Genomic DNA, 14,625 nt, shown 5'->3' with positions numbered 1-14,625 from the left:
CGGAGGGCTCAATTGATTAGGAAAAAATTCACCGAAGAGCAGATCATCACTGTACTCAAGGAACCAAAGCCGGGGCAAAGATCGGCGAGTATGCCGTAAATACAAAGTCAATGACGCCACTTACAAGAAATGGAAAGCCAAATATGCAGGTCTTTCGGTCAGTGAGCTTAAACAGCTTAAAAGTCTGGAGGATGAAAACCGCCGTTTCAAGCAGATCGTGACCGACCAGGCGCTTGATAATTAGGGCGCTTAAAGAACAGTGGGATAAGGTCAAAAAAGCTCAATCTATCGTTGTGATATTCCCTTTCGGCTCTTTCTCGCCGGTGGGGAAAGCAATGATAACTTTACGCCGCTATCTGCGTTATATGAGGTAGATAGTCGCCGTGAGGTTGATACTCCATGAAAAAGACTGCTTTTCTCGTATTGTCGACTTTGATTTTAACTGCTATCTTGACAATCCCCGGCTGCACTGGTGATGCAAGAGACCCGGATTCAAATAGTGGTTTTCCCACTTTTACCTCGGAAGATGCGTTGGTTTCCGCTTTTACCCAGGCGCAAGCCCGCGGATATTCAGGTAACTACTTTGCTAAAGATGGAGTAATACCCCAGGCAATGGCGCCGGAGGCGGCCCTTACGGGCGCCGCGGGGGCAACCAATGATGTCTCTTACTCCGGTACCAATGTCCAGGTAGCCGGCGTGGACGAAGCCGATATCGTCAAAACGGACGGCAAATACATTTACGTGGTATCCGGCAGCACTATTTACCTGGCTCAAGCCTATCCCGCAGAAACAGCCAAGATCGTCGGGCAGATCGCCATCCCGGGGTTCACCCCCCAGGAGCTTTTTGTCGACGGAGACCGCCTGGTAGTCTTCGGTTTCACTTTTTCCAGCGGCGGCGACCCAGGTTATCCAATTACAGTCCTCCCCGCCGACGCAAAATCGGGTATATCTTCTGTCTATCCGTACCGGACAGGCATGGTATCCGTAAAACTCTACGATATCGAAGACCGTTCGAATCCTAAGCTGCTCAAGAGCGTCGACATCGAGGGATCGTACCTGACCTCACGCAAAATAGGTACCGACGTCTACTTCGTCGTCAACTCATATCCCAGCTACATTCAAACTAAGCCCACCGCCGGCGATCTCATCCCCGGGTATCGGGAGATTCTTGGCGGCACCACCGCCCCCAGCTACCTCAAGCCCATCGCGACTTTCAACCAGATAGGCTATATCCCACCGGTCCAGGCGGCTAGCTTTCTCACTATCGCCTCTCTGTCGATGACTGATGCGAATAAAGAGATCGGGAAGACCGTTATCGTCGGCAGCGGTGAAAACGTTCATGCCTCGACGGAAAGCCTGTTTATCGCCCAGACCTCCTGGCCAGTTTACGGCGAGATCGGCATGACGATCGCCGATAACATTCAAAGTACCGTCATCACCAAGTTCTCCCTATCCGGCGGCAACGCAATTTATGCCTCCACTGGAAAGGTCAAGGGACACATCCTGAACCAGTTCGCCATGGACGAATACGACGGTTACTTCCGTATCGCCACCACCGTGAGCGGCTATGTATCTAATCGTGATACCTCCACCAATAATATCTACGTGTTGGATAGCTCCCTGAAAATGGTCGGCGAGCTGGAGGATGTTGCTCCCGGGGAGAGCATCTATGCCGCCAGATTTATGGGCAAGCGGGTTTACATGGTGACATTCCTGCACGTGGATCCACTTTTCGTTATCGACCTTTCCCAACCGTCGGCACCGAAGATACTGGGCAAGCTTAAAATACCGGGCTATAGCAATTACCTGGAACCCTACGATGAAACCCACCTGATCGGCATCGGCCATGAAGTCGACCCCAGCATTGATGCCGACCTGATCCACACCGAGAACGCGATCTACTACACCGCAATCCAGGGTGTCAAGCTGTCTCTCTTCGATGTGAGTGACGTCGCTAATCCGGTTGAAGTTTACAAGGAAGTCATCGGTGACCGGGGCACAGAAAGTCTGGCTACTTCCGATCATAAAGCTTTTCTTTTTGACAGAGAGTCGGGGCTGCTGGTACTGCCGGTGACCGTGGCGGAGTTGGAGCCGGGACAACCTAAAAACACACAGGGAGATTATGTCTTCCAAGGCGCTTACGTGTATAACTTGACTCTGAAAGACGGTTTTACCTTAAATGGTAAAATCACCCATTACGATACCAAAGAAGATTTTCAAAAGAGCGGGCAGTATTTCTACGGCGGGCAAAGCGAGATAACTCGCAGTCTGTATATCGGCAATATCCTGTACACGGTTTCCCAGTCGCGGCTCCAACTGAATGATCTCACCAGCATGGCGACTCTAAAGGTATTGTCCTTCAGCCAGGAGTAGCATGCCCGCGCTAGTACTACCAACCCCGGCTGGCACCGCCGCCGCCGGAACGACCTCCGCTGAAACCACCGAAACTGGAGCTACCGGATGAACTGCGGAAACCGCCACCGGAAGCAGACCATGTGGTAGGTAAGCCAGAGGAGGTGCGTGTTTGGTAGTTGCGCGACACCACCGCATCCAGGAACAACCCTACTGCTGTTAATCCGAGAGTGATTCCAAGCAGCGCCCAAGCATTACCTGTAGCCAACCCAAGCACGATCCCTGTCAAAGCACCCCAAATGCCGCCCAGCCAAATGCTTTTAGAGCGGGCCATCCAGGAAATCATATACATGGAAATGAGACCAATACTAAAAAACAGGGTTTCCAGATCACCGAAAAGACCGCGGAAGGGGTTTTCCTCAACAAAGGTTGGAGGCGACCCGGAACGGATAAATGCTTCCAATGCATCTACCCCGGCGACAATGCCGGAGGCATAATCGCCTTCACGGAACGATGGCAAGACACTGTTATCAAGAATGCGGCCGGCCCGGCCGTCAGTGATGACTGGTTCCAAACCGTAACCGACTTCGATGCGTACCTGGCGCTCAGCCAGCGCGGTAATAAAAAGGACGCCGTTATCCGACCCTGCCTGACCGATGCCCCATTCATCAAAAAGTCTTACGGCATATCCCTCTATGGAATCGCCGTCAAGAGTAATAACAGTAACCACGGCCAATTCGGTGCCGGTCTCTTTACTCAACAGTTCGAGGCGGCTTTCCAGAGATGAACGGGTGGTGGGATCGAACAGATTGGCGAAATCTGATACATACCCCTGGGGCGGTGGAAACGACTGGGCGATCACTGCGATACTGCCGCTGACGAGTAGCAGTATCGCCGCAATCCAGATCCGTAAAAACAGTCGCATATCAGCTGAAGGTTACTTGAGGCGCCTGGTCAGCGCCGGAGTAACTTTCAAAATATCCCCTTGGGTCAAAACCAAACATACCGGCCACCAGGACCGTGGGGAATCTTTTAATAGCGGTGTTATACCCCTGCACTTCTGTGTTATATCGGCCTCGCTCAACCGCGATGCGGTTTTCCGTGCCGGCCAATTCGTCCATCAGGGTTACAACCGCCTCAATACTGCGCAGTTCAGGATAGTTCTCCATAATAACCAGAAGACGCGCCAAAGCGCTTTCAACTTCGTTAGCGGCTTCAGCCCGATCCTCCGGAGTTACGGCACCAGCGTAACGCGTGCGGGCTTCAGCGATGGCGATAAAGACCGTTTGTTCCTGAGCCATAATACCCTTGACTGATTCGACCAGATTAGGTACGAGGTCGAAGCGGCGTTGATACTGGGTTTCTACCTGCGCCCACTGTGCATCTATCGATTGAGCCCGGGTTACCAGTGAGTTGTAGGTGCCCACCAGTGATAAACCGACAAGGAGCAACAGAACAAAAACTATTCCGGCCGCGATCAGGGGTTTTTTCATGATTCACCTCGATAATAACGCCATACCGTACAATTATATTGCAGACTGACACGGTGCGCCAGGGGGACTCCCCACTTCCCACTGGGACCCCGCTCAACTTCTTATCAAACCTATGTAGATGGAGCTGAGATTAACAGTGGTAGTAATCTTAGCTACCTCTGACAACCTCCATTCTTGAGGCTATTTTAAGCCAATCCTATGCCCTCAGGCTTCCCAAGATTGAAGTTACAATTGGGAATTCCGCCAGGTCCTTACCACAAGGGCAATCTATGTTACTTCTTGAAAACTTTCCCACAACTGATCGCATTGACGAGTCAGTGATATGGTGTATACTTGCATTGTAGGATTGTCTCTTTCCAGCAACAACGGAATAGTGTACGTCACCAATGAAGATATCAATTGTAACAAAAGTGGTTTTTCTGGTGGTGTTTTCGGTTTTATTACCCACTATGGTTGTGGCGTTATTCGGGTCAAACCAGACATCAGAAATAGTCAAACAAGATAATATCACTCATAATCAGAGCCGCGCCGAGCTTATCGCTGATTATACATCCAGCTATATCTCCACCATCAAAGCCCATCTGTTAGTGTTTGCCGGCCGGCCTGATGTCATTGAGGCGGCTGACACTGGCAATTTTGCCGCCGTTCAGAAAGCCATATCCTCTTTTGCTGAAACCCAGCGTTCTTTAGAGACAGTGGGGATATTTGACAGCGATGGAACCTTAAGGGTCTACAGCATCCCCGATACTCCAATGATAGGAACATCCTTTTCCGACCGTGATTGGTATAATGCCGTCGTATCTACCGGTATGCCGGAACTGAGTGTCCCTCTTATTTCCCGTGTTACCGGCAGTCCCATAACTCCTTGCGCAGTGCCGATAATCAATGGGTCCGGCGATCTAATAGCCATCCTGAGCGGCGATATTACCCTCGATGGGCTGATATCGGCGTTGAATTTAGATGATTCTCACACCCATCATTCAACCATCATTGATCTCCGATCTGGAATCGTTACCGCTGACTCTGAAAAATCTTACATCATGAAGCCATTTGAAACTGAGTATCTGGAAGCAATTGGTCTCATGAGATCAGGTTTATCTGGAAATATTGAAACTTCCGTCCAGGGCAATCCATCAGGGCTGGTAAGCTTTTTCCCGTTATCCGATCTGCCGCTGGGTGTGCTGGTCAGCACCTCGTTATCGGTAATAACTGAACAGATTTCAGTGCTGAATCGCCAGGCCGTGCTTACCGCCACTGTCACCGGCGGTATCGCCGCCTTAATAGCTGCCTTTCTAGCTTTCAGCATCACCCGGCCGATACGCAAACTTACCCGTTCCGCCCGGGAAATTGGGCGGGGAAATTTCAATACACCACTTGGTAGCCGTAGTTCTGATGAAACAGGGATATTAGCCGTTGCCTTTCAGGATATGACTGCGCAGTTACAAGCTACCCTGGTATCGCGTGATGAACTTCAGAAAGAGGCATCTGACAGGCTGTTGGCTCAAAAAAAATTATCGGACGCCGCTGAAGAATGGCGTTCAACCTTTGATTCCATCACCGACATGGTAGCCATTGTTGATGCCGACCATAAAATAGTCAGAGTCAATCAAGCCTTCGCCAAGAAGCTCGGTGAAACCCCACAAGTACTTATCGGCCAACACTGTTATGAAGTTATACATGCCATGAACCAGCCGCACCCGATGTGTCCCCATGCCCGAACCATAGCCTCCAAAAAAGTAGAGTCAAGCGAGTATTTTGACAAGAAACTGAAGATCTGGGTTGAAGCCACTTCCTCGCCCATCTTTGGTGCCGAAGGGCAATTGACTGGTTCCGTGCACATCATCAAAGATATATCGGAACGGAAGCACGCGGAAACGGAATTACTGGAGATATCTGTTCACCAGTCAACCATCCTGTCGGCCGTACCGGACATCATTATGGAGGTCGATAACGACAAGGTCTACACCTGGGCGAATCAAGCCGGGCTGGATTTCTTCGGCGATGATGCTGTCGGCAAAGAAGCCTCGTACTACTTTGAAGGGGAACAGGCCACCTATGAAAAAGTACAACCGGTTTTTGATGGCACCGAGAATAATGTGTATATCGAAAGCTGGCAAAGGCGGAAAGATGGGGCAAAACGTTTGCTTGCCTGGTGGTGCCGCTCTTTGAAAGATAGTCAAGGAAAAGTCATCGGCGGGCTCTCCGCCGCAACGGACATCACTGAACGCAAAGAGGCGGAAACCAGGCTTCTTGAGTCAACAGAACAATTGAATAAAGCCCAGTCAATGGCTCATTTGGGAAGCTGGGTATGGCACATCCGGGAAAACCGCCTGGAATGGTCGGACGAGATGTTCCGCATATTCGGCATCGCCAAAGACAGCTTTTCAGGAGATTTAGCCGACGTTATTGCGGCGGCAATTCATCCCGATGACCAGGCTGCAGTCGAAGCGTCAAACTTGGCTGTCCTCAAAGATAAAAATCCGATTCCTCTGGAATATCGGATAATCCGGCCTGACGGTGTTGTTCGTACCGTCTGGGCCGAGGCGGGTGAACTGATACTCGACGATAACGGCAAACCGGTAATCCTATCGGGTATCGTCCAGGATATTACCGATAAGAAACAATCGGAGGCAGAACAGCAGCAACTTCGGGATAAAGCTGAGATGGCCTCACGGCTGGCGGCGGTCGGCGAAATGGCCGCCGGCATTGCCCATGAGATTAATAATCCATTGACCGGCGTTATTGGATTTTCTGAACTTCTTCTGGGTCGCACGAACATTCCCGATGACATGAAAGAAGAATTGACCATCATCAATGCCGGTTCTCAGCGGGTAAAAGATATCGTCAGACGCATGCTGACTTTTGCCAGACAAGCCAAGCCGGTGAAAAGCGCAGTTTCTATTGAAGAGCTGTTGGATAACACCCTGGAACTTAGAAGTTATGTTTTGAAGACAGCCAATATCGAAGTGGTAAAAGATTATGCGCCGGATCTACCCTGGGTTATGGCTGACGCCGGTCAGCTACAACAGGTGTTTTTGAATTTGATTGTCAACGCCGAACATGCTATGAAAAAAGCGCATGATAAGGGCAAATTGGTCGTCAAAACAGAGAGGATGAACGGGAATATCCGCATTTCAATAACTGATGATGGACCGGGAATGTCCGATGAAATTATGCGTAAATTGTTCCAACCTTTTTTTACAACCAAAGACCCAGGAGAAGGCACCGGTTTAGGTCTATCGTTATCTTTGGGTATCATCCGTGAACATGGCGGCACCATCAACGTGGAAAGCAGGGAGGGTGAGGGGGCAGCCTTCATTGTTGAATTGCCCATCGTGGAGTCGGTCGCATTGCCCGTTGTCGAGGCTGAGTCGGTCAATACTCACCATGTAATTAATAAAGCGCAGATACTAATAGTTGATGACGAACCAACCGTGGGGGAACTCGTCAAGGCCATATTGAATCGCTTTGGGCATGAGGTAACGGTGTGTCATGATCCCCTTTTAGGATTGGAAAGGTTGACAGAAAACAGCTACGATTTCATTATTTTAGACATCCGAATGCCGGGGATGAGCGGCATCGAATTTTATAACCAGGTCAAACAAAGATGGGTGCATATGGCTGACCGGGTGATGTTCCTGACAGGGGATACCTCGGATCTGGTAACCAGAGAGTACCTCAATACTCATAACATTCCTTATATCGTCAAACCATTTGACCGGATGGAGTTTCTTGATAAGGTCAACAAATTGCTGTCGCGAACATGACAGGACGTTGGTGTGGGGCTTGGAAGCAGTCATGGAACATCATATTCCGAGAGAGGAAGATTTAGAGTACCCCCAAGGGAATTCGAATCCCTGTTGACGGCGTGAAAGGCCGTTGTCCTAGGCCACTAGACGATGGGGGCGCGGAAAACCATTGAAGTATAGCAAAAGCCCGGAAGCTTGACAACGTCGGCCGGAGTAAGCCCGCCGCCGATATGCTAAAATAGCCCACGATGGTAAATAACCCCACCCCAAACGGTCAACCCCCCAATTCCGATGAGCACATCGTCCCCACCGGCGGCTGGGTGCAGCGGCGATTTCTGCCTATTCTTTCCATCGTTTTCGTCATCGCCATCGTAGCCGCCGTGTTATACATTTACAACGCCAACCCTGACCTCGTCGAGAGTTTGAAAGAGTACGGCTATGTCGGTGCCTTCGTTATCAGCGCCATCCTCAACGCCACGGTGGTGCTGCCGGCAGGGAACTTTTTGGTCCTGGCGGCTCTGGGCGCTACATTGCCATCGCCTACCCTCGTCGGCCTGGCCGCCGCGCTCGGTGCGGCTGTCGGTGAGATGACCGGGTATCTGGCCGGATACTCCGGCCGGGCGGTGGTGCCACAGCACCATAAGTGGTATATCCGCGTTCATCACTGGTTGGACCGGTTCGGCGTGTGGGCCATCTTCGGGCTGTCGGCGGCGCCGCTCATGTTCGACGTTGCCGGTATCACAGCCGGGGTGATGCGATTTCCGGCGCGCAAATTCTTTATCGCCTGCTTCCTCGGCCGGAGCGTACTCTACATCGTTCTAGCCTGGGCCGGAGCCCTGGGATGGCAGCAGGTTATCGACTGGCTGGCCGCTTAACCATCAGCACCAGCAACCCGCCGGCGACGAAGTATAGGACCGATGTCCCCAGCATCACCTCATAACCCAGGTTGGGCGATGCCGCGTTGAAACGGTCGATGACCGGCCCGATCAGCCGCGCCAGCGCCGCCCCACCCGCCGTCGCCATATTGGCGATAGCCAGGTACCGGGCTTCCTGTCCTCTTACCACCAGGTCGGTAGCCATTGCCCAGTTGGTAACCCCAAAGGTGCCGATGGCGTATCCCGTCACCGCTGCCGCGAAATATACCGCCGCCACTGACGGCCAGACCAGCATGACCAGAACGCCCAATGCGCCCGCCAGCCCGGCGGCCATCGACAGCCTGCCCCTGCCGTAACGGTCGGACAGGTACCCCGCCGGGAATACGGCCAGGCCCATGCTGACCACCGCCACCAGCAGGAACGCTGCCGTGGCGCCAGCCGGGTTCTCCACGCCGATAACGTCCCGGAGATAAAACAGGGCAAATTGTTGAATAGTGGCCGCGCCCATGAAAAACAAAAGACGTGAAGCCAGGAACCAGCCGAAACCTGGAGATTCACGCAGGCTAAACCGGTAGCTTAACAGGGGGTTCTTGAAGTGAGGCAGCGGCCCTGTGATCGGCGGGTCCTTGAGGCTGCGCCCTAGATAAAGCAGAATGATACCGATTATGGTCGATAATGCCGCCAGCGCCACCCACAAACCACCCTCGTTTGCCAGGGAATGACCGGACATCAGCCGACCGATGAGGAAAATCCCCAGCGCACCACCGGTTATTTCCATGAGCGACTTCAGCGAAGATGCCCGCCCGCGGTAATTCGGTGCCACCAGTTCAGGTAAATAGCCCTGGTAGGGACCCTGGGCGGTGTTAGAAGCCAGTTGCATCAGGCAATAGACGACAAAAAGATAGGCGATGCCATTTGCCAGACCGATACCCGGAAGCAGCACCATTACGGCGATGGCGCCACCTAGCACATATGGCTTGCGTCTGCCCCAGCGGGAAGCGGTAGAATCAGAAAGTGCTCCGGCCACCGGTTGAGCCAGCATGGCGACTACCAGGCCGGTAAAAGTGATGGCTCCCAGGACAGTGTTCTTATCGGCCTCGGAGACGAAATCGAGCACGCGAAGCGGCAGGATGAGGCCGTGCAGGCTCTGTGATAACGCCGCGAAAGCCAGGCTGAGAATGGTGATTTTGACGTAACCGGATATCCCGAGTGACGGGAATTTCGGCATTTTCATAGCGACAGCTTAACAGAGCGATAATATTTTCACAATAAGGCTTAGTTTCATAACGTCTTCGACCGAAAGCCACTCTGTCGATGCTGCCCGTTGCCCGGCGCCCGCCCCCCGTGTTAAACTCTGCGCCATGACCGCATTACCCAAAGCAGAACTACGACACCTTATCGCTGGCACGCCGCCCCTCCTGGCTGAATACCTCGACCTCGATCAGCAGCTCCAGCCCAATGGTATCGACCTGACATTTAAAGAAATTTTCGACTACGCAGGCCCGGGGATCATCCCCGTCGATAACGCCGGCCGCAAACTGGCGCCCGTTGCAACTAGGCCGTTCGACACTGACGGCCGCGTTCACCTCAAAGAGGGCATTTATCTCATCACCTACAACGAGGTGGTCAGCCTGCCAGCGGATGTCATGGCACTGGGACGCCCCCGCTCCAGCCTGCTGCGCTGCGGCGCCGCCATCCATACAGCAGTTTGGGACGCCGGGTACTCCGGGCGCTCTCAATCGCTACTGGTGGTATACAACAAAGAGGGTATCACACTGGAGAAGAACGCCCGGCTGCTGCAACTGGTCTTTTTCCGCCTGGACGCCGAGACCGAAGGCTACTGTGGTGTTTACCAGGGTGAAAATACCGGCGTCTAGCGGGAGCTGAGATCCACTTCGGTAGCCCCGCTACCTCCGTGCCAGGTATCGGCAAACCGGTACGCCAGCACCAGCGGATGACCGGCCAGGTAGCGGCCGACCTCCAGCTTGAGCACCCCGGTGCCTTTGCCGTGAACTATCCTCACCCGGTAATATCCCGCCCTGAAACAGGAGTGGAGGAACTCGTCAAGTTTCGGCAGCGCCTCGACCACGGTAAGGGCGTGAAGGTCCAGTTCCGGCGCGATTATGAACGAAGGAACCGCCCGGTTCCCTCCGGCAGGTGCAGGTTTACGATGATTTTTCCGGGCCATAACCAGATTATATCATTTCAGCCCGGCGATAGCCCCTCAACCGCCCAAATATTGCCCGTGCCATGAGTGGTACCACACCTGCCCGGTATACCCGTTGACCGACAACATGCCGTAGGTCTGGCCACCCCGGGTAAAATCCAGCGTGTAATAACCGTAAAATCGTTCGGCTTCGAGGGCCTGGGCTCCGGGAAGATAACCGTCCAGAAAATCCTGCGCCAGATCCTTCGCCTGAGCTGGCGTTACCGTCATCGGAGCGGAGGCATCGGCCGACCCCCAGAGTACCCCGGACATCATGCCGTACTTGGTATTCCACATGACACTGGGACCGGGTTCGGGATAGAGGTCGCCGGTGAAAGGATCGATCAGGGCTTCGAAGGCATGGATGCCCGTGGATCGTTCGACAAAGTCCATATAGAAATTATACTGGAATTCCATCATGTGACCGATTTCAAAATCAAGATCAGTCCGGCTTTGCAAATAGTCCGTCGCGATGGTATTGGCGGCAGCCAGGGTGATTCGCGGACCCGCAAGTTGGTAAAAACCGGAACCGGGGTACATCATACCGCCATTGCCCATCATCCCCCCCGGGCCGAAGCCGCCGCCCGGGTAATACTGCCCGGACGTGGTTAACGGAGGCGTTGTGGATGGTTGGGTGCACCCGGCTATCGCCAGGACCGCCAGCATTACCCCACCGGCTGATAATAATATCCTTCGATACTTGTTCATCTGTCATCCTCTCTTATTTTGTCATCTTGTTTTGAACTCGTCTTTCTTCCAAAGTCTACACCTGTATGATTTGGATTGAAATGCGTATAAATACGGCTTTTTGCATCTTGACCCACCTATTTTTGAAGTTCCCATGTGAAAAGTATTTACAACCCCTATTTTCAGCCGAGACGCCGGATTACGCCTTCCCTGATTAAAATATGGGCTCTCTGCAGCCTAAAACAGGTAAAACTACCTATTCCAATAGACGCTCGGGCGGTATACAATGGAATGAGCTATGATGCAATCGAAACAGCGACAGTCCGGATTCCCGCCGGCGCTGGCCGAAGCCAGGAAACCGGCGGCCCTGCTCTCCCGCCCCCCGGGGCAGCTGGATTTCTATGCGTTGCCGATGGCCGGCGGTGTCCAAATGCCGCTCCCTGGTTTCCCCGGGAGCACCTCCGACGATGACGGCCGGGCCGCGGCGCTGGACTGGCACTGCTACCTCGGCAGCCGGTAAAAACCGGTCCCCCGGATAAACGCCGTTCAGCCTGCAGACGGCGATTTCATACCTCTCGACAATAGTACCCATTGACACCTCTACGTTTGCGTTTTATACTTCTCCCAAATAACCTTTCGGCATTGCCGGAAAGGGGGCGTCATGGACGAACGCAGCATCGAGGAACGTATCCGCAAAGAGACCGAGCGCCTGGCAGTTGAACGCGAACAGCGGACAGCCAGAGAAGCGGAAGCTATCGAGCGCCGGGCCACCGCCGAACGCCTCGCCGCAGAAGCCCGCGCCACCGATGAACAACGCCGCCTCGATGCCGCCGCGGAAAATCATGCGCGCCAGGCTGAGGTATTAAAAACCCAGATCCGTGTCGCCGCCGTAGAGGATAAAGCTGCCTCGGACGTTTCCGATAAAGAACAAAAACGCCAGGCTGAGCGGGAAGCCCGTCTCAGGTTGGAATCGGAAAGACAATCACAGAGGGAGGCTATCCTCCTGGCGAAAATGGAAAGCCTGCATCGGGAAAAAGCGGCCAGGGAAGCCTTGGAAGCGGATAAGCGCGCCCGCAAGGAAGCTGAACTTCAGGCTAAACTGCAAAAGCAACAGGAAGAGAAAGAAGCCAGGGAAAGAGTGGAAACCGAACGCCGGCAGAAGCTGGAAGCCGAAGCACAGGCTCGTGCCGAAGCCGCCGCCAAAGCAAAGGAAGAAGCGGAGGCCAGAGCACAGGCGGAACGGGAAGCAAAGATAAAAGCCGAAGCCGAGAAATTGGCCCAAAAAGAGGCACAACTTCAGGCTAAATTGGAAAAACAGAGACTCGAACAGGAAGCCAGGGAAAAGGCTGAAGCAGAGAGACAGGCTCTAAAAGAGGCCGAACTTCAGGCTAAACTGGCAAAACAACAGCAGGAAAAAGAAGCTAAGGAAAAGGCTGAAACGGAACGCCGTCAGAAGCTGGAAGCTGAAGCACAAGCCCGCGCCAAAGCTCAAGCAAAAGCAAAGGAAGAAGCGGAGGCTAGGGTTCTAGCGGAACGGGAAGCCAGGGAAAAGGCCGAAGCGGAAAAACGCGCTCAAAAAGAGGCCGTTCTTCAGGCTAAGCTGGAAAAACAAAAACTCGAGCAGAAAGCCGGGAAACAGCCGGCGACATCGTCGTCCACCATAGCCTCACCGCCCGCCCCGCCACCCACTGTCGCCGTACCTGTCGTTCCCCCGGTACCGGCCGATACCACCGCGGCAACAGCCGCGACCGAGATGATCCCGACAGAACCCGTCATCGAACCCGAGCCGGTTACCCGGGAATTCGCCCCTGGCGATTACATGCTGCGCCTGAACGGCTTCAACAGCAGATCGCTGACCGCCTTCAAGGAGGCGATGCGTCGTGTCGAAGGTGTTAGACTGGTGATGGTTACAGGTGGCGGTGACGGCATCGCCCTGAAAATCAAACTGGAACAGCCGATACTGCTGACGGACGCCCTCTCAAGCCTGCCGGGTGTCGCCGGGGTGGAGCGTCAGGAAAACCAGATAACCGTCTCGGGGACCCCGCCGGCTCTCAACTGATAACTGACGACTGAAAACTAGTATCCCCGGTACCAGCCGTCGGCTACCTCTCCCAGTGCATCCGGCTCCAGCCCTTGTTTGCGAAACCAAGGTCCCCCATGACGCCGGGTCAGGTCTTTGAGTTCTTTCAATCGTTCCACGGCCGTCGATTCGAAGAAGCGGCGCCGCTCCACCCGGCCGGCTATGTCCACCGCCTCCTGCCAGATCGCCCTGCCGCCCAGGAATCCGGAGGCTCCGGCTCGGCAGGCCAGTTCAACCTGGCGCCGGAATACTGCGAAATCGGCTCCGGCTGACAGGATCACCCATGGTTTGGCCGATGCCTCATCGAGTTCCCGGCAGGCATCCATCAGTTTTGCTTCATCTTCGATCACCGACATATCGGCGGGAAATTCAGCTTTGAGCACGTCGATGGGCAGCGCTGTCATCACTTTCGCCGTCGCTACGACGATTTCGGTTTTCTTACGCCCGAATTCCATCGCGGTCTCGCCGTCCAGGGCATAACTTACCGGCTCCACCAGGAACGGGATATCGTACTTGAGGCAATCGGCGGCGACCTGCGCGACGGTGGACAGTTGCGTCGTGGCCAGTTCACCGGAGTCCGGCCTAAAATAGATCAGCATCTTCACCGCGGAAGCGCCCATGCGCTTGATCTTCTCGACGCCCCACCCATCCAGCAGCCGGGTCACGCGCGCCGTTTTGCCGCCTTCATAGCCGGTAGCCTCCACGCTGACCAGAAGCCCGGTTTGCCGCGGCAAAACCCCCACCCCTATACACTGGGCGGCGCCGTAAATCGGATCCAGCAGCACCGCCGAGGCATGCGGTGCCAGAGCGGCGCACAGGTCCAGCTTGAAATCTACCATCGGCTGGTAACAGTCTTCCCCGGCCTGGAGACACAGCCCCTTTTCCAGTGACCCGCGGTGGTCCATAGCCGCCATAGTGAACCGCCCCGTCTCGTCAGCGATCTGCTGCAAGCCCCGCAGCTTGCCGATGGTCATCTGTTTGTCCATAAATCCATTATGACGCCACCACTAACTTCAAGCAAATTAATACTACGTCCCCGTTTTAATTTAATGTTTGGTATTTAGAATTTGTTTCGAATTTCGAATTTTCCCCACCCGTACCATCTTCCCATATCGCCGCTAAAAATTAGTACTATTTGGGGTCTTGTAACGGTGCAATAATTGAGGTATAGTACTATTTAGTA

12 protein-coding genes, 1 tRNA gene and 1 pseudogene are annotated in these 14,625 nt (G+C 53.8%); 7 read left to right on the top strand and 7 right to left on the bottom strand.

Features of this window, described 5'->3' with window-relative positions; translation table 11 throughout:
* Positions 1-12 precede the first annotated feature (12 nt).
* Together ABFB09_RS00070 and ABFB09_RS00065 are read left to right on the top strand one after the other, a co-directional pair.
* Positions 13-257, top strand: a pseudogene (locus tag ABFB09_RS00070) (transposase); the annotation flags it as partial.
* A 142-nt stretch (positions 258-399) separates the two neighbouring features.
* The gene (locus ABFB09_RS00065) at positions 400-2,373 is read left to right on the top strand and encodes a beta-propeller domain-containing protein (protein WP_346998979.1); all 1,974 of its coding nucleotides are present in this window, start codon (positions 400-402) and stop codon (positions 2,371-2,373) included.
* A gap of 16 nt (positions 2,374-2,389) precedes the next feature.
* On the opposite strand, the gene ABFB09_RS00060 is transcribed toward ABFB09_RS00065, so the two are convergent.
* Positions 2,390-3,277 carry a TPM domain-containing protein gene (locus tag ABFB09_RS00060; protein ID WP_346998978.1) on the bottom strand — a complete coding sequence of 296 codons (888 nt, stop codon included), beginning with the start codon at positions 3,275-3,277 and terminating at the stop codon, positions 2,390-2,392.
* A 1-nt stretch (position 3,278) separates the two neighbouring features.
* Entirely contained in the window at positions 3,279-3,845 is a 567-nt protein-coding gene (locus tag ABFB09_RS00055; RefSeq protein ID WP_346998977.1) for a LemA family protein, read from the bottom strand.
* A gap of 386 nt (positions 3,846-4,231) precedes the next feature.
* On the opposite strand from ABFB09_RS00055, the gene ABFB09_RS00050 reads away from it, so the two are divergent.
* Positions 4,232-7,612, top strand: coding sequence for a PAS domain S-box protein (locus ABFB09_RS00050; protein WP_346998976.1), 3,381 nt, complete (start codon positions 4,232-4,234; stop codon positions 7,610-7,612).
* Positions 7,613-7,679: 67 nt separating this feature from the next.
* Here the strand turns inward: ABFB09_RS00050 and ABFB09_RS00045 are convergent.
* A tRNA-Glu gene (locus ABFB09_RS00045) sits at positions 7,680-7,752 on the bottom strand.
* Positions 7,753-7,842: 90 nt separating this feature from the next.
* Between ABFB09_RS00045 and ABFB09_RS00040 the strand changes: the two genes are divergently transcribed.
* A complete protein-coding gene (locus ABFB09_RS00040; RefSeq protein ID WP_346998975.1) occupies positions 7,843-8,469 on the top strand; it encodes a VTT domain-containing protein in 627 nt (208 codons plus the stop codon).
* On the opposite strand, the gene ABFB09_RS00035 is transcribed toward ABFB09_RS00040, so the two are convergent.
* Positions 8,447-9,703 (bottom strand): MFS transporter, encoded by a 1,257-nt coding sequence (locus ABFB09_RS00035; protein WP_346998974.1) that lies wholly within the window; start codon positions 9,701-9,703, stop codon positions 8,447-8,449. The genes ABFB09_RS00040 and ABFB09_RS00035 overlap by 23 nt on opposite strands.
* Positions 9,704-9,830: 127 nt before the next feature.
* On the opposite strand from ABFB09_RS00035, the gene ABFB09_RS00030 reads away from it, so the two are divergent.
* On the top strand, positions 9,831-10,346 hold the full coding sequence (locus ABFB09_RS00030) for a deoxyuridine 5'-triphosphate nucleotidohydrolase (RefSeq protein ID WP_346998973.1): 516 nt from the start codon (positions 9,831-9,833) through the stop codon (positions 10,344-10,346).
* On the opposite strand, the gene ABFB09_RS00025 is transcribed toward ABFB09_RS00030, so the two are convergent.
* The gene (locus ABFB09_RS00025; protein WP_346998972.1) at positions 10,343-10,657 is read right to left on the bottom strand and encodes a Smr/MutS family protein; all 315 of its coding nucleotides are present in this window, start codon (positions 10,655-10,657) and stop codon (positions 10,343-10,345) included. The genes ABFB09_RS00030 and ABFB09_RS00025 overlap by 4 nt on opposite strands.
* 36 nt (positions 10,658-10,693) lie before the next feature.
* Complete coding sequence (locus ABFB09_RS00020; protein WP_346998971.1) at positions 10,694-11,383, bottom strand: hypothetical protein; 690 nt, start codon at positions 11,381-11,383, stop codon at positions 10,694-10,696.
* Between the two features lie 277 nt (positions 11,384-11,660).
* Between ABFB09_RS00020 and ABFB09_RS00015 the strand changes: the two genes are divergently transcribed.
* Both ABFB09_RS00015 and ABFB09_RS00010 read left to right on the top strand, forming a co-directional pair.
* Positions 11,661-11,882 (top strand): hypothetical protein, encoded by a 222-nt coding sequence (locus tag ABFB09_RS00015; RefSeq protein ID WP_346998970.1) that lies wholly within the window; start codon positions 11,661-11,663, stop codon positions 11,880-11,882.
* Between the two features lie 141 nt (positions 11,883-12,023).
* The gene (locus ABFB09_RS00010) at positions 12,024-13,421 is read left to right on the top strand and encodes a hypothetical protein (RefSeq protein ID WP_346998969.1); all 1,398 of its coding nucleotides are present in this window, start codon (positions 12,024-12,026) and stop codon (positions 13,419-13,421) included.
* 17 nt (positions 13,422-13,438) lie between these two features.
* Here the strand turns inward: ABFB09_RS00010 and ABFB09_RS00005 are convergent, their stop codons facing one another.
* Positions 13,439-14,428, bottom strand: a complete 990-nt coding sequence (locus ABFB09_RS00005) for a tagatose 1,6-diphosphate aldolase (protein ID WP_346998968.1) — start codon at positions 14,426-14,428, stop codon at positions 13,439-13,441.
* Positions 14,429-14,625 lie beyond the last annotated feature (197 nt).

Source organism: Dehalogenimonas sp. THU2 (assembly GCF_039749495.1).
Classification (GTDB): domain Bacteria; phylum Chloroflexota; class Dehalococcoidia; order Dehalococcoidales; family Dehalococcoidaceae; genus Dehalogenimonas.
Note: the sequence above shows the minus strand (reverse complement) of the source record. Positions and strands in the feature narration are given on the sequence as shown.